Here is a 17636-nt window from a genome sequence, read left to right on the forward strand (position 1 = left end):
GTGTGGGCCGTCAGCCGAGGCGGGGCGTGAACTCCAGGGGCAGGGCGACGGGTCCGCGGGTGTACAGACCGGCCTCGCGGTAGCGGAACCCGGGGCTGAAGCGGACCCGGTCGAGCACCGGCAGCAGCAGGGCGGCGACGGTTTCGATCTGGGCGCGCGTGAAGGCCGCTCCGACGCACTGGTGGAGTCCCGTGCCGAAGGACAGGTGCTGGGCGGCCGCGGTGAAGGAGCGGGCGGTGGCCAGGTCCGGGCGGTGGATGTCGAAGGTGTCCGGGGCGGTGAAGGCGTCGGGATCGCGGTTCGCCGCGCCGATCATGCAGAAGACGGTGGCGCCAGCGGGGACGGTGACACCGGCGAACACGGCGTCCCGCTCCGCCTGGCGGGGGATGAGCTGGACCGGCGGGGTGTGGCGCAGGGTCTCGGCGATCGCGGCGGGCAGCAGGCCCGGGTCGCGGCGGACCTGCGCCAGCTGCTCGGGGTGGTCGATCAGGTGCTTGAAGAGCAGGGCGAGCGTCTTGTCGGCGGGTTCGGTGGCGGCCGCCAGGACGTTGATGACGAGGGCGGTGACGTCGCGGTCGCTCATGGCGACGCCGTCGAACTCGGCGGTGCACAGCTTCGACACCAGGTCCTCACCCGGATGGCGGCGCCGCCGCGCGATCACGGGACGCAGGTACGCCTCCAGCCGCTCGGCGCACTCCAGGCAGTGCCGGCGCCGCTCGGGCGTCAGGGCCAGGGCGGTGATGAACTCCGCGACCCCGCGGTGCCAGGCGGCCAACTGCCGCCAGTCCTCGCGGTCCAGCCCGAGCACGTCGAGCGTGACGCGGATGGCGAAGGGTTTGCCGAAGTCGTTGACCAGGTCCATGCGGCCCCGGGGGAGGAAGGGAGCAAGGAGTTCGGCGGCGTTGGCGTGGACGGCGCGCATCTGGTCCCGGAGGGCGGCCCCGGTGAAGCTGCGAACGACGATCTTCCGCTTCGCCGTGTGCTCGGCGCCCGTCATCTGGGCGAGCACGGGCCCGCGCATCACGGGCTCCGCGCGTACCTGCAACGTCTCGGTGCTGAAGGCCTCGTGGTCGGTCAGTACCCGCTTCACGTCCTGGTGGCGGGAGAGGAAGTAGCCGTCGACCGCGGGCTCGTAGTGCACCGGGGTCCGTTCCCTGAGCCGGGCGAAGTGACGGTACGGGTCGGCGGCGAAGTCCTCGGACAGGACGCTGATCCGGTCGTTGACCACGGGCATGGACGAGACCTCTCCAGGTGCGGCGTCGCGCGCGGTGCGCGGGGCGTGCCGGAGGCGGGAGGTCCGGAGCGGGAGGCGCCGCCCCACCCCTCCCCAATTGATGGCCATAGGTTAACAACCTCTGTCCGCAGGGTCATTGGCGATCGGCCGCCGCCCCGAGGGCCGGCCCGGAGAGGGCGCCACCGGACTCCGGCCGGTCAGGGCCGGCCCGGCAGCGACGTTCGTTTCCACGGCGACGCGCAGGCCGGACGCGTCCGTGGTGCAGTCCTTGAACGCGAGGGGCGCGATGCGGACCGCTACCGGACCCGCCGGGTTGGTGGCGCCTGGCCCGGCGGGGTGGCGGCGGCTCGTCGCGCCGATTCGGCCACTCTGGACGGCCGTTCCGCGAAACCCGCGCCGCGCCCACCAGGGCGGGTGGCGCGGAAGGCCGGGACGTGGCGGGCGGAGCGCCGCGCCCCCTCGTGCCGCGGACCTGCGACATGACCCCGACGGCCGCACGGATGGCGCCCTGATGTCCGACATCCGAACGAACGTGTCCGCAAACCGCTCACCCATATGCGACGGGCCTTCAGATCTGGCAGGCTCTGCCCCGCTTGAGCGTCACATGGGGGATGTGACGCGATCATCGGCCTTCGAATCGAAAGTGAGTCTTCTCGTGCGTCACCGCTTAGCCACCGTCTCCGCCGCCGCCCTCCTCTGCCTCGCCGGCACCACGGGCCTGGCGGAGGCCAAGCCCGCGAGCCCGTACGCCCCGTCCGCCATGGTCTTCACCGTCGCCCAGGGTGACGGCGCGGCCATCGGCGGTACCGTCCTGCGCGCCGCCGTCCTCAGCTGCGCCTACACCGCCGAGGGCACCCACCCCACCCCCAGGGCCGCGTGCGACGCCCTCAACGCCACCGGCGGCGAGCTGGGCCACCTGCTGGCCGCCCCGGATGCGGGCCGGGTCTGCCCGATGCTCTACGACCCCGTCACCGTCACCGCCGACGGCGTCTGGCGCGGCAGCCGCGTCGCGTGGAAGCACACCTTCTCCAACGCGTGCGAGATGTCCGCGACCCTGAACGGCAACCCGGTCTACGCCTTCTGACACCACGAAGCCGCCCACCGGGAAGCCCGAAGGGCGCCCACCCCGAGGCGCCGGACGCGTCCGGGCCGGCCGCGGTAGGGCCGGCGGGATCCCGGCGGCACACCGCTCCGTTCCCTTCCACTCCGCCGGCCGGATGCGCCGGGCGGCCGAACCCCACTCCGGCAACCCCCTGATCAGCGGGTCCTCCGCGACAGCGGCCACATATGGTTGTGCGATTGTCGGACGCGCGTGATAGTCACTTCCCTCACGGGGAGCGATCGATCCGCTGCCCCGCACGAACACGGCAAGGGGTGGGGACATGGCGTTGCTCCGCGACATGGGGCGCACGCTGGGGAAGTGGACGGGGCGGCCCGCCGCACGGTTGCGGAAGGACTCCGGGGACCCGGACGTCGCGCAGGCCCGCGAGGCCGCCGCGACGGCCGACTGGGCGACGGTGCGCGGGCTCTTCGAGGCACACCCCGAGGGCGGCGACCGTACCGAGCTGCTCTGGGCCGTCGCCGACACGGCGGGCGTGGAGCGGTGGATCGTGCAGGCCGTCGAGGCCGAGCCGGAGGCGGCACTGCCGCGCGTCCTGGCCGGCTTCAGGCACATCACCTGGGGCTGGGAGGCGCGCACCGGCGCCCTCGCCAAGCACGTGTCACGCGAGCAGTTCGACCTGTTCCACGGGCGCCTGCGGCTGGCCGAGCAGTGGTTCTACGAGGCCGCCGAGCGCGAGCCGCAATGGTCGTCCCCCTGGTACGGCCTCCAGATCACCGGACGCGGTCTCCAGGTCGGCCCCACCCTCGCGCTGCGGCGGTTCGAAGCGGCCGTGCGCCGCACCCCGCACCACCTGGGGGCGCACAGCCAGCAGTTGCAGCAGGTCTGCAAGAAGTGGGGCGGCTCCGACGAGCAGATGCACGCCTTCGCACGGGAATCCGCCGCGGCCGCGCCCGGCGGGTCGGCACTGGGCATGCTGGTTCCGGACGCACACCTCGAACAGTGGCTCATGCTCGATTCGGGAGCCGACGGCCGGTACATGGGCCGCCCCGACGTCAGCGCCTCCCTCCACGAGGCGGCCGCGCACTCGTTCCGTCACCCGGACTTCGAACGCCTGGCCTCCCCGTACCAGCGGATCCAGGTACTCAACTCCTTCGCCATGGCCTTCTCCCTCGCCGGGGAGCGGTCCGCCGCCCGCGAGTGTTTCGAGGCGACCGACGGCGACGTGACCGAGTCGCCGTGGCAGTACCTGAACGGCTCCGATCCCGTCGCCGCCTACCGGAAACACCGCTCGGCCGCCGGCCGCTGAGCCCGCCGCGCGGCCCAGCCGTCCGGCCCCGCCCGTTCCCGTTCCCCGTCGCCCGCGCCGTGCCGGGCCGCCCCGCTCCGTCCCCGTGCCGAGCCGGGGCTCGGCCCCGCCCTGCCCGGGCACGCCCACAGAAGGACCCCGACCGGTGACCCACCCCGAGAACTCGCACACCTTCCAGGTCGACCTGCGCGGCCTCGTCGACCTGCTCTCCCACCACCTCTACTCCAGTCCCCGCGTCTACCTGCGGGAACTGCTCCAGAACGCCGTCGACGCCATCACCGCCCGGCAGGCCCTGCACCCCGGCGCCCCCGGCACCATCACGGTGCGCACCGGTGACACGCTCACCGTCACCGACACCGGAATCGGCCTGACGGAAGCCGACGTGCACCGCTTCCTGGCCACCATCGGACGCAGCTCCAAGCGGACCGCCGACGGGGCCCTGGACGGCGCCGGGCTCGACGCCGCCCGCGGCGAGTTCATCGGCCAGTTCGGCATCGGCCTGCTCGCCTGCTTCGTGGTGGCCGACGAGATCACCGTGGTCAGCCGGTCCGCCGCCGACCCGGCCGCTCCCGCCGTGGAATGGCGCGGCCACTCCGACGGCCGCTACACCATCCGTACGCTCGACGCCTCGGCCGTCCCCGAGCCGGGAACGACGGTCCGCCTCACCCCGCGCGCCGACAACGCGGAATGGACCGAGCCCCAGCGGGTCGTCGCGCTGGCCCGGCACTACGGGAGCCTGCTGCGCCACGAGGTGCGCGTGGCCGGCCCCGGAGGCGAGGCGCCCGAGCGCGTCAACGTGACACCGCCGTGGGAGCAGCGGCACCGCTCCCCGCTGGCCCGCCGCGAGGCACTGACCGCGTACTGCCGCGAGCAGTTCGACTTCACCCCGCTCGACACGATCGAGCTGGACCTGCCCGCCGCCGGGCTGCGCGGCGTCGCGTACGTCCTGCCGACGTCCGTGAGCCCCGCCCAGCGCGCCGGGCACCGCGTACACCTCAAGGGCATGCTGCTCACCGACCGGGCGCCCGAACTGCTCCCCGAGTGGGCGTTCTTCGTACGCTGCGTGGTCGACACCACCAGCCTGCGGCCGACGGCCTCCCGCGAGTCGCTGTACGAGGACGGCACCCTCGCCGCCGTACGGGACGCGCTGGGCGACCGGATCCGCGACTGGCTGACCGGGCTGGCGGCGAGCGACCCGGCGCTGCTGCACCGCTTCATCGACGTCCACCACCTCGCGGTGAAGGCCCTCGCACGCCACGACGACGAGCTGCTGCGCGTCGTGCTGCCGTGGCTGCCCTTCGAGACCACCGACGGCAACATCACCCTGGAGGAGTTCCTCCGGTCCCACCCGACGGTGCTGGTGACCCGTAGCGTCGAGGAGTTCCGGCAGGTCGCCCCCATCGCGTCCGCCGCCGGCCTGGGCGTCGTCAACGGCGGCTACACCTACGACCGCGACCTGGTGCACCGGCTGCCCGAGATCCGTCCCGGCACGGCCGTCACCGACCTCGACCCGGCTCTGGTCACCGCCCACCTGGACGCCGTGGACCCCACGGCGGAGCTGCGCGCGGCGACGTTCCTGGCCGTCGCCCGGGAAACCATCGGCGTGCACGACTGCGACGTGGTCCTGCGGGACTTCCAGCCCGTCACCGCCCCCGCCCTGCTGCTCGACAACCGGGAGGCGCGGCACGAGCGGACCCGGTCGAGCCTGGCGGCCGACGGCGACGGCCTGTGGGCCGACATCCTCGGCTCGCTCCACCAGGAGACCCCGCCCGCCCAGCTCGTCCTGAACCACCTCAACCCCCTGGTGCGCCAGGCGGTCACGATCGCCGAGCGCGGCCTCGCCGTCACCACCGCCGAGGCCCTCTACGGACAGGCGCTGCTGCTGAGCCGCCGGCCGCTGCGGGCCAGTGAGAGCGCCCTGCTCAACCGCGCGTTCATCGGTCTGCTCACCCACGCCATGCACAACGCCGGCCCGGACGCGTCCGGCGCCGAGCCCCGGAAGGAACTGTGATGCTGGACACCCCCGAGGCCGTGTTCGAGGCGCTCCGCGAGAACAACGGCCGGCCGTACGGGCTGCAGCGGACCGTCACCGCCGAGGAACTCGTCGAGGCGGCCGAGGCCCTGGAGAAGACGGACGTACTGGCGACGGCTCTGCTGGAGCTGATGTCGGCGTACGAGTTCACCGGCGAGCACCGCAAGGCCCCGGTGGTCTTCGCCCGGCTGCTCAAGCTGTGGGACACCGAACCGGGCGCGTTCAGCGAATGGGAGGCCCACCAGGTCTTCTGGCGGTTCAAGTGGGTCACCACGTCCCTGCTCCAGGTCCCCGAGGTGCCGCTGGCCACCGTCGAGGGCTGGATCGACCGGATGCGCGGACGCTACGCCGACGCGGGCCACGACATGCAGCCCGTCGCGGCGATGCGCTACCACGTGGCCTCCCACACGGGAACCGGCGTGGCCGATGCCTACGACCTGTGGGCGACGCGCCCGCGCTGCGAGCTCAGCGACTGCGAGGCCTGTGAGGTACGCCAGTTCGCCGGGCACGCGGTGCGCACCGGCGACGACGCCTCGGCCCTCGAACACTGGCGTCCGGTCCTCTCCGGCGACCAGGGCTGCAGTGACGAGCCGCAGCTGAGCCAGGCGCGAGCGCTCCTGCCCCTGCTGCGCACCGGGCGCACCGACGAGGCCCGCTCCCACCACCTCACCGGCTACCGGAGGGTGCGCGGCAACACCGGCATGCAGGACGAGATCGGCATGCACCTGGAGTTCTGCGCGCTCTCGCGCAACGAGGGCCGCGGACTGGAGGTCCTCGCCGAGAACCGACCGCTGTTCGAGGCGACCGGCGCCCCGCTGTCCCGGCTGGGCTTCCTGACCGGTGTGGAGGTGCTGCTGGCCCGCATCGTCGGGGACGGCCACGAGGACACGGCCGTCGCGGGGCCGCCCGGCCGCGTGTGGACCGCCGGCGCGCTGCTCGCGCACGTCCGCGCCGAGGGGGACCGGCTCGGCGCGGCCTTCGACGCCCGCAACGGCAGCACCACCGTGGGGGACGTCCGCCGGGCGCGGCTCGCGCAGCCGCCGCTGCTCGACGAGCCGCTGCCGCTCGGACTGCGCACGGCGCTCCCGAAGCCCGCCGCGCCCGCCGCCGCCCCCGGTGCGGCGACCGCCACCGCGGCCGGCGCGGGGAGCGCCGCCGGTGCGCCGCCCATCCCGGAGGACTTCTTCGAGCTGGTGCGCGAGGCACGCCGCTTGACCGTGGTGGGGCACCCCGGCGGCACCCGCCTGTGGCGCCGGGTCACCGAGCGCCTCGACGACGGCAGCGCCACCCACGACGACCGGCTCGGCCCGGAGGACCTGCTGCTCGCGGAACTGGCGGAGCACCGGGCGTACGAACTCTCACAGGAGGACCACGAAGACGAGTCCGCGGCCGAGCTCGAACGGGCGGGCGAGCTGTACGACGCGCTCGGCAAGCCCTGGCACGCCCTGGCCCTGCGGGCCCACGCCTTCGCACGGCTGACCATCGGGCAGGACGAGAAGGCCCGCGAGGCGCCCGACGATGCCGCGGACCCGGCGGCCCGTCACCCGGACGCCGCCGAGATCCGGGCCACCGTCGACAAGACCCTGCGGCTTGCCGAGGACCTCAAGGTCACGGCGCCCCTCACGGAGGGGGCCTCGGAGGAGGAGGCGGCCGGGTCCGGCGCCGACACCGCCGCGCAGCGCGTACAGGAGTACCTCGTCACCCTGCACGCGTGCGCCCTGGCCGCCCACCAGGCGACGCGGGAGGAGGACCCGTCCGTGCTGGAGTGGGCGAAGGGGGTCGGCGGTACGCTGCGCGCCGAGGCCGAGCGCCTGTCCGTCCCCCACCAGGTCGCCGCCGCACGGCTGTTCACGGCCGACCGGGCCGCGCGCCGCGACGACCTCGCCACGGCCGAGACGGAGATGCGGGCGGCCCTGACCGAGCTGACCGCCGGCGAACGCCCCTGGCGGGCCGCTCGCGTACGGGCCAGGCTCGCCCAGATCCTGCTGGCGCGGCAGGAGCCGGCGGAGGCCGCGGAACTCCTGCACCAGGCCGTCGCCGACGCCGTGCGGTACGACGACGCGGACTTCCCGCTGGCCCCGACGTACGCCCTGCTCGCTCACGCCGCGGCCCACATGCGGGACGCGACCGGCGCGGTGCGCCACTTCTCGGAGGCGGCCGACCGCTACGACCGCGAGGGTGCGTCCCGGGAAGCCACCGACGTCCGCCTGCAACTGGCCGACGTCCTGGCGCGCAACGGCAGGCAGGCCGACGCGGTCGCCGTCCTGGAGTCGGTCCTGTCCGGCCTGCCGGACGCCTCCGCCGCCGGGGCCGGAGGGGACGACGAGCGCTTGAGCGCCCACGTGAGGCTGACCCTGGCCAGGGGGCTGCGGGAGCTGGAGGAGTACCTGCCGGCGGCGGAGGAGTTCCTGAGGGTGGCCGACGCCGTCGCGACCTGGCAGGAGGACCGCGAGATCCACACCATGGTGGCGGCCGAGGCGGCGACGGCGCTGCTGCTGGCCGACCGGCGGGACGCGGCCCGTACGGCCTATCAGCGCGCGGTCGACGCCCATGCGCAGGCCCCGAACGCCTCCTTCGTCATCCAGATGATGTGCGAGTTCGCACGGCTGACGGTGCGCGGCCGCGAGGCGGAGGGCCTGGAGGAGGCACTGGAGCACCTGACGCGTGCGGACGCGGTGCGCGCGGCGGCTCCGCAGGACGACGAGTGCTTCGTCCCCTGGTACCAGAACGGCGCCGTGCGCTACCGCCGTGCCCGGGTGCTCGCCGAGGTGGAACGCTTCCACGAGGCCCTCGCCGAGGGCGAGGCCGCCGTGGCCGCGTACGAGGAGGGCGGCGCGGACGGCGAGGTGCCGCGCGCAGAAGCCGTCCGCGTCACGGCCCTGATCGAGGGAACCGGCCTCGGCCGTTACGACGACGCGGTCATCCGCCTGTCGTCGGCCATCGACCGCTGTCGCGCGGCGGACCTGGACGAAGCGGCGCGGATCCTCGACGCCCTGCGCCAGGACTTCCGCAACCGGGCGTCCTGAGGGCCGGACCGCCCGGGCGCTCCCGCCCGGGCGGTCCGCGGGCCGGGCGTCCGGCCGGGCCCGGAAGGGCACTCCCGGCTGTTTCCGCGCAAGAGTGGCTTTGTCGGCGTTTCGGGACATTGGGGCGATGGGGCGTCGGGCAGGGATCCCTCCGACCCGTGGTTCCGCGGGGAAGGCCCGCGGAACCGGTCCGAAAACCAGGGAGAGTCCAGAATGCGCACCAGCCGCACGTCCGCCACCGCCGCTGTCGTCGCCGTCACTCTGGCGGCCATCGCGGGCGCGGGCACCGCGCGGGCCGCGACGGCGGGCGCCGTCGCCGCCCCGTCGGCCTGCCGTCCGGCCAACCACCTCGCGAAGATCACGCGGGACCAGGCCAGCGCCGGGCACGTCCACTTCCGGGTCACGCTGACCGCGCCGAAGGGCTACGCGCCGTGCCGACTCGCCGGCTCCCCGACCGATGTGGCCTTCTCGCTGCGCGGCACAGCGCTGGGCACCACGGCCGGTCGGTACGGCGACCAGACCGCACCGGTGACCTTCGGTCCGGGACGACCCGTCCACTTCGACATCCAGGTCCCCGACAACGGGCACGGCACCCCGGCGGACGAGGCGTCGTTCACGCTCAGGGCTCCCGGCGGCGAGATCCCGGGCGCCTCGGTCGCCGAAGGCCGCTTCGAGGTGGCCGCCGGTACCCTCGTCGGCCCGGTCCGGCCCGGCGCCTGACCCCGCGGGGTTCTGAGCCTCAGGGCTCGTACAGGCGGACGGCCAGGGCGGCGATGTCGTCGTCGAGGCGCCCCCTGCTGTGGTGGACGAGGTCGCGGTGGAGGGCCGTGAGCAGTTCGCGGGGCGGCGTCGGGGGCTGTCGGCCCATCCAATCCGCCAGCGGGAAGAACTCGCCGTCTCGGGCACGCGCCTCGGCGATCCCGTCGGTGTAGAGGAGCAGCAGGTCACCGGCGGTGAAGTCGAAGGTGTCGACGCTGTAGTGATCGCCGATCAGCTCGGCGAGGCTGAGCAGCGGCGAGGGGTTCGCGGGATCAAGGGTGTGGACGTTCCTGCGGTTCAGGAGCAGCGGCGGGGGGTGTCCGCAGTTGAGGATGTCGATGTGTCCGCCCTCGCGCGGGATCTGGACGAGAAGGGCGGTGGCGAAGCGCTCCATCGGGCCTTCCGGGGGGAAGGAGGAGTTGTAGCGGGTGCTGCTGGCATCCATCCTGCGTGCGACGTTCACCAGGTCGGTCTCGTCGTAGGCGGCCTCCCGGAAGGCGTTGACGATCGCCGCGGCCGCCCCCACCGCCGGCAGCCCCTTGCCCCGCACGTCACCGATGAGCAGCCTGACCCCGTACGGAGTGTCGACCACCTCGTAGAAGTCCCCGCCGATGCGGGCCTCCGCCGCGGCCGCGAGGTACAGCGACTCGATCTCGATGTTCCCGAGGCGGCTGGGAAGGGGGCTGAGCACCACCTGCTGCGCCGCGTCGGCGACGAGCCGTAGCTGGAGGAGGGTGCGCTCGCGCTGGAGCCGGAGGTGGCTTCCGTACGCCGCGGCCACGGTCACCGCGATGATCCCCGCGGCCGTCCACCACGTTCCCAGATCGGGGAAGACCAGGCTGAGGCCGATCATCAGGAGGAGGCAGACCGTGCCGAGCAGAACGGTGGGGAGGACCGGCCACATGGCGGCGGCCAGCGCCGGCGCCGCCGGCAGGAGGCGGCTGAAGGCCAGCTCCGGCGGAGTGGCATAGGCCAGGCTGGCGATCACGACGGTCAGAATGACCGGCGACAGCCGCACAAGCCACCCCCGGCCGTAGCGCCGACGGAGCCCCGGCCGTCCAGACTCGATCACACTTCCCAGAATATCCGTGCAATGAAGGCACAGCACTCCGGCGAACGGACCCGCGGGCCCGCTCCCGACCGGCTGAACGGCCCGCGGCGGCGGCTGGAGCGGCCCCGTCGGCGGTGCCACCAAGGCCCGAATTCGAATGCTTAAGCGAATTTATGGGGGGTGGGGTGAACGGGTCCGCGGCCGATGTGTGGGGCGCCGCCGAGTGCGGCGGCGGGACGCACACCCACGACGGGTCGGCACCGTGTCGGTGGGATGTCGGCCGTCGGGCGGGACTGTCGGTGAGCGGTGGGGGATGTGTCGGCGGCCGCTGGAACCGTGGTGGGTGTCGAGTTGCCCGCATGCAGCGGCAGCCGTTGTCACCAGCAGGGGAGTCTCCGTCGCCGTGTCGTCCGCATCCTCCATTCCGCCCTGGAACGTCCGACGCCCGCCGCGTGCCGATGGCAGTGTCTTCCTGGTCACCGGCGGCAACGCCGGTATCGGATACTTCGTCGCGGAACAGTTGTCGGCAACCGGAGCGACCGTCGTGCTCGGCAGCCGGAATCCCGTGAAGGCCGAGGCCGCCCTGGCGTCGATACGCGCACGTGTCGCCGGTGCGCGGGTGCGGGCCGTTCCGCTGGACCTCGCCGACCTCTCCTCACTGCGATCAGTGGTGGAGTCGCTGGGGGTGGAGTGCCTTGACGCGGTGGTCCACAACGCGGGTGTCGCGCTCGACGACCCCGCGCGCAGGGAGACGGAGGACGGCCACGAGCTCATGTTCGGCACGAACCACCTCGGGCACTTCGCGTTGACCCGGTGGCTGATGCCACTGCTGTCGGCCGCGCCGGCGGGTCGCGTCGTGACCATGGGCAGCTTCGCGGCGAAGTCGGAGCGGCTCGACCCGGACGACCTGCACTCCCGGAAGGACTACCGGCCCAAGCGTTCCTATGGACGTTCCAAGCTGGCGCAGATGTACTTCGGGGTCGAACTCGACCGCCGCCTGCGCGCCGTCGGCGCCGAGGTGGCGAGCGTGGTGGTCCATCCCGGCGGCGCGCTGGACTCCCTCACCCCGTCCCGGCCGCCGATCCATGTGCGCACCGCCCGGGCACGGCTGGGCGCGGCACCCGCGGCCTTCCTCGTCCAGGGCAAACACGCCGGCGCGTGGCCCGCGGTCCGAGCGGTGCTCGACCCGACCGTGCGTGGAGGCCAGCTGTGGGGACCGCGCGTCTTCGGCCTGCGCGGCGAGCCCCGACCCGAACCGGTGTGGAACCACCTTGCCGACGCCTCCGTCGCGGCGCGGCTGTGGGACGCGAGCCGCGACCTGACCGGCGTCGACCCCGGTGCCGTCCTGGGACAGCCTCTGGCCCGCGCCCACCGCGTCCCGGCAGGACACCGCCCGAACCACCCTCCGGCCGAATCGGTCACCGGGACCGGCCCGTCTCCCCCGCGCGGGGGAGACGGACCGGTCCTCGGACCTCCGAGGCGCGGCCGGGTATGAGCGGCGAGACCCCCGTACCCGCCAGGCCCATCATCCGCGGTGCGCCTCGTCAGAGGATCTCGGCCAGGCACCAGGCGGGGTTGTCGCCCCCTGGATCCGTTCACCCTGGGGCGGTATCTCCAGAGGGGAATCTAGGTCCGGGCAGCCCGCGGTGGTGTGCGTGGAGTGCTCGGATCCTGTGCTCCGCGTGCCCTGGGGCGGCCGGGGAGGAGGGCAGGGAGGACGCACGGTGTTCGCTCGGGGTGATCCCGTACGCCTCGCGGAACGCCCGGCTGAACGCGGTGGCGCTGGAGAAGCCCCAGCGGGCCGCGATCACTTGCACGGCCCGGCCGCGCAGTTCCGCGCACGCGAGGTCGGCGTGGGCCCGCTCCAGCCGGCGTTGGCGGATGAGTGCCGAGACGGTCAGGGGCTGGTCCCGGAAGAGGGCGTGGAGGCGGCGCAGGGACATGTTGTGCCGTTCGGCGATCACCTGGGGAGTCAGCCCCGGATCACCGAGATTGTTCTCGACGAAGCGGTGGATCCGCTGCAGAGCCTCCTGCGCACGGGCCTCGGCAGGTGCCCGGCCGGGGTCGCCGAGCTGCTGCGCGAGGAACGCGGTGGCCAGGTCGAGGGTGATGGACCCCATCGCGCGCAGCTCCTCCGGGCGGCAGTGCGGGCCACGTGTGAGCAGGGTCTTCAGGAAGTCGGCGAGGATCGCGCCCGTCCCCGTGTCCGCCGCCAGGCTCCGCGCGAGGAGGCCGTCCACCCGGTCCGCGCCCAGCGCCAGGACCTGACGGGGAATCTGCACGACCAGCGTCTCGGTCTGCGCGCCCGTGCACGCCCCCTCGCTCGGTCGCGAGGTGTCCGTGAGCACGAGTGCCCCCGCGACGATCGATTCGTTGCCCCGCTGCGAGATCCTGACGCCGCCCCGTGTGACGAGCGCCAGCTGCACGTGCTCGGGATCGCCGCGCCGGACGTGGGCGGGGGTGCGGCGCGAGAGCACCGGTGAGCAGCTGACCGCGGAAAGCCCCACCACGCCGAGGTCCAGGTACGTGATGCCCGCGCGGAAGTCGGCCGCATGAGGGGTGTTGAGCATGACGGGCATCACATCGCTGGACACCGTCTCGCAGAACCAGTCGAACCTGTCCTCGCGCACACCGGCAGCATCCGGCACACCCACCACACCCATGCGATCCCCCACAAACCTTGACGTGGCGGCGATCCGGCACCGTACCGGTTGTCGCAAGGCCTTGCCCCACCCCACCGCCACGTGATGCATTGTCGGCCATGCCGGTCCACGGCCCCCGCACCGGGCGCGGGCGGGGCGGCCGGTGGGGGTGCCGGCCGGTGCGGGGGGTGATGTGGCATCACCCCCCGCGGTCTGTCGGGTGTGGGGACTGCGGTGGTGCGGTCAGGAGCGGTTGGCGTTCGACGGGCCGAAGAACTCGATCTCCGAAATGGCGACCTGCTTCTCGGCGGAGGCCGCGTGCGACGACTCGACGGTGAAGCGGACCTTCGTGACCTCGCCGACCCGGAACGGGCGCCGCTGGCCGCCCGCCCCCTGATCCAGGGTCAGCCGGCGCGTGGTGACCTTGCCGTCCTTACCGGTGATCGTCGCCGTGACGCGGTGCGGCAGGGCGGACTCCCCGATCTTGTCGGCCCGCGCGGAGACGCCCGGGGTGATGATCAGGTCCAGCAGCCGGGTCGGCTCGCTGAAGTCGGCCTCGATCCACTCGCCCTGGCCGGACTGCGAGACGCCGGGCCCCCACCAGGTGTTGCTGCGCTTGTCGAAGGCGAGCTCCGGCGCGTGGTCGGGATAGGAACGGGAGGCCGCCATCCGGTCCGGGGCGACCGGGGCACGCTTGGCGAAGTGGTCCAGGGTGGTCCGGACGCCGTCGGGCAGGTACACGAAGCCCAGGATCGCCAGGGTGACGACGACCGCGAGGGTGATCCAGGTGCCGATCCGGTCGAAGACGCGGCGCAGCCGGGGACGTTCGCCCGCCCACGGCGTCTCGCGGCGCCGCCCGCCGAAGAGCCGGCGCCACCAGGGCGCCCTTCCGGGTGCGGAGGCCTCGCCGGTCTCGGCCAGCGGCATCGCGCAGCGCACGCAGTAGTGGCGGTCGGGCGGGTTGGGCGTCGAGCACCACCGGCACGGCGGGCCGCCCGCGACGCCGGGCTGCTCTCCCGGGGTGCGTACCGCGGGCCGGTCGGCGTCCGGCCGTCCGGGCAGGACGGGCCCGGCGCCCGCCGGAGCGGGGTGCGGCGACTCCGGGTCCGCCACGGGCACCAGGAGGGAGCGCGCCCGGTCGGACATGGTGTCGCTGAGCGGCTGCGGCTGCGGGGTGGCGGCTACCGGCCCGGACGGTGCGGTGTCCTGGGGTGAAGGGGTGCCCGGGGGTGTCCGAGCGGGGCCGGCGGGCTGCCCGCCGGCGGGGGCACGGGGCGGAGCGGCCGGCGCCGGCTCCTCCTGCCCCTCCTGCTCCGCCGGATCCGGCGCCGACCCCGGGGAACCGCCGGCGGCCCGCGCCGGCCGTTCCGTACGGGCCGCGTCCTCGTGCGGGGTCCGCGACGCGTCCGCGGCGGGCCCGCCGGGCTGCTGGGACGGGTCGGCGGGCCGCGTGGCGCGGGCGTCCTGGTCCCAGCGGAGCACGGCGCCGCACGCGTCGCAGAAGGACTGGCCCGGTTCCGCGCGCGTTCCGCACTCGGCACAGTTCTGCGTGGTCATCTCTGCGGGGTCCTTTCGGCGGCCGTCACTTCGACCGTGTAGGGCATGTGGGCGGGCCGGGCGGCGGCGACGAGGGAGTCCAGTCGGTGGGCGTCGGCCGGCGTCGGGTCGGGCAGCCGGAGGCTGACGTGGAGGCGGGGGCGCGGGGCGCCGGGGAAGGGGCCGAGCGGGCGGGCGCTCCAGTCCGCGGCGCCGCTCTCGGTGATGTCGGGTACGACGCCGAACGCCAGCCGTACCGCCTCCGCGAGGCCCCGGCGCGTGCCGCGGATCCGGTGCAGCGCGACGGCGGCCGCGACGGCGGCCCGCAGCCGCGGCTCGGGCTCGCTGCCGTCGGTCTCGGCGCCCACCCAGCCGCCGAGCCACCGGGCGAAGTCGGCCGGGGTCAACGCCGGGTCGAAATAGGTGTCCAGGCAGTCCAGGACGTTCAGGATGGGTGCGAGCACGTCGTCGAGTCCACCGACGAACCGCTGCGCCAGGTCGTCGTCGGCGAAGACGGCCGGGAGCATCGTGCCCAGGGGGAGCGAGGAGCCGAGCCCGTCGACGGAGCCACGGTGGGCGGCGGCCGTCATGCGCCGTCCCCGATCACGCGGACGCGGTGGTCGTAGGAGAAGACCAGCGAGGGCCGATCCAGGTCGATGCGGTCGGTGGGGTTGCCGCGTCGTCCGGTGAGGGGGTCGGCCGGGTGCAGGACGACCTCGTCGACCAGTTCCACGCCGGGGACCCGCTGCAGGACCGCGAACAGCTCGCCGGTCTGGACGGGCCGGCCGAAGGGCCAGCCCTGGCCGTCCGCGCCGCCGGTCAGCGGGTCGAGGTGGCGGTAGAGCGCGTCGTGCGCCTGGCGGCGCACCCGGTCGGTGTCGACGCTGCGGAAGGCGTGCACCGTGGCGACGACGGTGACGCCCTGGTAGTACGGCGGGCCGACGGCCAGCCGGGTGCCGACGAGACGGCGTTCGTCGAGGTGACGGGTGATCCGGCCCAGCAGCGCGTCACCGGGCACGAGCTGTTCGAACCGCAGCCGCCCGCCAGGATCGGGGACGGCCTGGGGGACGACGAGGACGCGGACCGCGTAGGCGCCGTGCTCGCCTTCCTCGCCCTCCAGGCAGGTGATGCGCGCGGTCTCGGGCGCGGCCCGGCGGGCGAGCTCCTCGTAGTCGCGCAGGGTGACGGCGCGGTCCTGGGCGCGGAGGGTGATCGGTGCCCGCAGCTTGGCCTCCTCCACCGTCTCGCCGTCGACACCGCCGCGCGCCGCCTCCCGGTTGACGACCTCCGCGACGTACGGGACGGAGGTGCGCAACACCTGCACGGCGCCGCGTGCCACGTTGCCGTCGCGTCCCCCGCCGGTGCGGTAGCGGTGGGCGCGGACGACGGAACCCTTGGGGGCGACCGCCCCGTACTGGCGCAGTGACCCGTCCGGTTCCCGGACGGCCGGGCCGAAGGCGATCTCGCCGGTGGCGGCGTCCAGGGTGACGTGGTGGTCGCCGGGGCGGGAGGCGGCGAAGTGCGGGACCACCCGCCAGTCCTGCCAGCCGTCGTCGGCGGCGGTCTGCAGGAGGAGCGGCGGGTCATCGGCGACGACCGGGGCGTGGGCCAGCCGCAGCCGCTGGCCGGGCAGTCCGGTGGCTTCGCCCAGGGCCTCGTCGTGGACGGTCTCCGCGTGCACGGCGCGCGTGGTGCCGCCGATCGTGTAGGCCTCGACGGAACGGATGCTCGGCGAGGTGGTGTAGAAGGGCTGGCCCGGCAGCGGATCGGTGACGCGGCAGCGGACCCAGCCGGCTTCGTGCCCGCCGTTGCGCGAGAGCACATGACCACCGGGCAGGTGCAGGACGACGTCGCCGGGCCGGTTGAGACCGCCCGTGCCGTCCCGGTCCACCTCGCACGGCTGCCAGCCGTCCTCGGTCCACGCTTCCCACACGAGCGGGGGCTGGCGGGGATCGACACCGACGCCGTCGACGCGGCTGTCGAGTTCCAGCGCGAGCGCGCAGTACGGAGCGGCCGCGGTCAGACCGATGAGCATGCAGTCGCCGGGTACCGGGGCCTCGGCGAAGCACAGCACGTCCTTGCGCTCGTCGAGTTCCGTGGTGCGGTCCGCGACCGGCTGCCCCCGGTGCTGCACCACCACGTGGGACAGCGCGCATGGGACGACGGCCAGGTCGCGCTCGGTGGCGAAGACGACGGCCTCTTCCCGCTCGGTGCGCAACGTCGCGACCTCGGCACCGGCCGGGACCAGGATCACGTCCTCCTGGGGCGCGGACAGCCAGAAGGTGACGTCCGTGCGCGCGGCGGAGGGCGGGAAGAGGGTGATGCCCACCAGGTCGAGGAAGGCGAGGTGGTTCTTCTCCGGGACGCGGTTGAGGCGGTAGACGATCTGGTCGGCCATGTGCGCGACCGTCTCGACGAGCGTGATGCCGGGGTCGGAGACGTTGTGGTCGGTCCACTCCGGGGCGCGCTGCTGGATGTAGCGCTTGGCGTCGTCGACGAACTGCTGGAAGCGCCGGTCGTCGAGGTTGGGGGAGGGCAGGGACATCAGAGGTCGCTTTCCGAGGAGCCCGGCGCGCCCGGCTCGTCGTGGCTGGGGATGACGTAGAAGGGGAAGACGAGGCTGCGCGGGTTGTTGGTCCCGCGGATGGAGTACCGGACGTCGATGAACAGGACGCCCTGGTCGGCGCCGGCGGAGACCTCCACGTCGTGGACCTCGATCCGGGGTTCCCAGCGGTCCAGGCCCACGTGCACCTCGTGCTGGATGCGTCCCGCGGTCTGCTCGTTGACCGGGGCGAAGACGAGGTCGTGGATGGCGCAGCCGAACTCCGGGCGCATCGGCCGCTCGCCGGGAGCGGTGGCCAGCACGAGCCGGATGGCCTCCTCGATCTCGCGCTCGCCGCTGACCAGCGCGATGCCCCCGGTGGGGCCGATGCGCAGGGGGAACGCCCAGCCGGAGCCGACGAACTGTTCGGCCATCAGGGGGCCAC

At 74.0% G+C, this 17636-nt stretch carries 13 protein-coding genes; 6 read left to right on the forward strand and 7 right to left on the reverse strand.

The annotated features are described in order from the left end of the window. Positions 1-10: 10 nt before the first annotated feature. Positions 11-1342: a cytochrome P450, cyclodipeptide synthase-associated gene (locus tag OG295_RS35235; protein ID WP_371680713.1), complete on the reverse strand. Its 1332-nt coding sequence runs from the start codon at positions 1340-1342 to the stop codon at positions 11-13. Positions 1343-1889: 547 nt separating this feature from the next. Here OG295_RS35235 and OG295_RS35240 point away from each other — a divergent pair. The 5 genes from OG295_RS35240 to OG295_RS35260 all read left to right on the forward strand — a co-directional run bounded on the left by OG295_RS35240 (position 1890) and on the right by OG295_RS35260 (position 9381). Beyond that, positions 1890-2318, forward strand: coding sequence for a subtilase-type protease inhibitor (locus tag OG295_RS35240; RefSeq protein WP_371680714.1), 429 nt, complete (start codon positions 1890-1892; stop codon positions 2316-2318). A gap of 298 nt (positions 2319-2616) precedes the next feature. Next, the gene (locus OG295_RS35245; RefSeq protein WP_371680715.1) at positions 2617-3603 is read left to right on the forward strand and encodes a hypothetical protein; all 987 of its coding nucleotides are present in this window, start codon (positions 2617-2619) and stop codon (positions 3601-3603) included. Between the two features lie 145 nt (positions 3604-3748). Further along, complete coding sequence (locus OG295_RS35250) at positions 3749-5614, forward strand: HSP90 family protein (RefSeq protein WP_371680716.1); 1866 nt, start codon at positions 3749-3751, stop codon at positions 5612-5614. After that, positions 5614-8661 (forward strand): hypothetical protein, encoded by a 3048-nt coding sequence (locus OG295_RS35255; RefSeq protein WP_371680717.1) that lies wholly within the window; start codon positions 5614-5616, stop codon positions 8659-8661. Before OG295_RS35250 ends, OG295_RS35255 begins: the two co-directional genes overlap by 1 nt. Before the next feature lie 213 nt (positions 8662-8874). After that, complete coding sequence (locus OG295_RS35260) at positions 8875-9381, forward strand: DUF4232 domain-containing protein (RefSeq protein ID WP_371680718.1); 507 nt, start codon at positions 8875-8877, stop codon at positions 9379-9381. 19 nt (positions 9382-9400) lie between these two features. Here the strand turns inward: OG295_RS35260 and OG295_RS35265 are convergent, their stop codons facing one another. Then, a complete protein-coding gene (locus OG295_RS35265; RefSeq protein ID WP_371680719.1) occupies positions 9401-10492 on the reverse strand; it encodes a PP2C family protein-serine/threonine phosphatase in 1092 nt (363 codons plus the stop codon). Positions 10493-10874: 382 nt separating this feature from the next. Here OG295_RS35265 and OG295_RS35270 point away from each other — a divergent pair, with 382 nt between their 5' ends. Further along, positions 10875-11966 carry an SDR family NAD(P)-dependent oxidoreductase gene (locus OG295_RS35270; RefSeq protein ID WP_371680720.1) on the forward strand — a complete coding sequence of 364 codons (1092 nt, stop codon included), beginning with the start codon at positions 10875-10877 and terminating at the stop codon, positions 11964-11966. Positions 11967-12066: 100 nt separating this feature from the next. Here the strand turns inward: OG295_RS35270 and OG295_RS35275 are convergent, their stop codons facing one another. The 5 genes from OG295_RS35275 to OG295_RS35295 form a co-directional block, all read right to left on the reverse strand. Then, on the reverse strand, positions 12067-13101 hold the full coding sequence (locus OG295_RS35275) for a helix-turn-helix domain-containing protein (RefSeq protein WP_371680721.1): 1035 nt from the start codon (positions 13099-13101) through the stop codon (positions 12067-12069). Positions 13102-13356: 255 nt separating this feature from the next. Continuing rightward, entirely contained in the window at positions 13357-14670 is a 1314-nt protein-coding gene (locus OG295_RS35280; RefSeq protein WP_371680722.1) for a zinc ribbon domain-containing protein, read from the reverse strand. Beyond that, positions 14667-15239, reverse strand: a complete 573-nt coding sequence (locus tag OG295_RS35285; protein ID WP_371680723.1) for a phage tail protein — start codon at positions 15237-15239, stop codon at positions 14667-14669. The genes OG295_RS35280 and OG295_RS35285 overlap by 4 nt, the downstream gene beginning before the upstream one ends. Further along, positions 15236-17194 (reverse strand): putative baseplate assembly protein, encoded by a 1959-nt coding sequence (locus OG295_RS35290; RefSeq protein ID WP_371680725.1) that lies wholly within the window; start codon positions 17192-17194, stop codon positions 15236-15238. The genes OG295_RS35285 and OG295_RS35290 overlap by 4 nt, the downstream gene beginning before the upstream one ends. Then, on the reverse strand, positions 17194-17625 hold the full coding sequence (locus tag OG295_RS35295) for a GPW/gp25 family protein (protein WP_371680726.1): 432 nt from the start codon (positions 17623-17625) through the stop codon (positions 17194-17196). The genes OG295_RS35290 and OG295_RS35295 overlap by 1 nt, the downstream gene beginning before the upstream one ends. Positions 17626-17636 lie beyond the last annotated feature (11 nt).

Origin of the sequence: Streptomyces sp. NBC_01276 (genome assembly GCF_041435355.1) — a bacterium.
Lineage (GTDB): Bacteria > Actinomycetota > Actinomycetes > Streptomycetales > Streptomycetaceae > Streptomyces.

What these genes read in the sequence shown, in the direction of transcription:
- OG295_RS35235 (WP_371680713.1), bottom strand. Translation starts at nt 1,342, where the DNA reads ATGGCCATCAATTGGGGAGGGGTGGGGCGGCGCCTCCCGCTCCGGACC.
- OG295_RS35290 (WP_371680725.1), bottom strand. Translation starts at nt 17,194, where the DNA reads ATGTCCCTGCCCTCCCCCAACCTCGACGACCGGCGCTTCCAGCAGTTC.
- OG295_RS35285 (WP_371680723.1), bottom strand. Translation starts at nt 15,239, where the DNA reads ATGACGGCCGCCGCCCACCGTGGCTCCGTCGACGGGCTCGGCTCCTCG.
- OG295_RS35295 (WP_371680726.1), bottom strand. Translation starts at nt 17,625, where the DNA reads ATGGCCGAACAGTTCGTCGGCTCCGGCTGGGCGTTCCCCCTGCGCATC.
- OG295_RS35255 (WP_371680717.1), top strand. Translation starts at nt 5,614, where the DNA reads ATGCTGGACACCCCCGAGGCCGTGTTCGAGGCGCTCCGCGAGAACAAC.
- OG295_RS35245 (WP_371680715.1), top strand. Translation starts at nt 2,617, where the DNA reads ATGGCGTTGCTCCGCGACATGGGGCGCACGCTGGGGAAGTGGACGGGG.
- OG295_RS35280 (WP_371680722.1), bottom strand. Translation starts at nt 14,670, where the DNA reads ATGACCACGCAGAACTGTGCCGAGTGCGGAACGCGCGCGGAACCGGGC.
- OG295_RS35260 (WP_371680718.1), top strand. Translation starts at nt 8,875, where the DNA reads ATGCGCACCAGCCGCACGTCCGCCACCGCCGCTGTCGTCGCCGTCACT.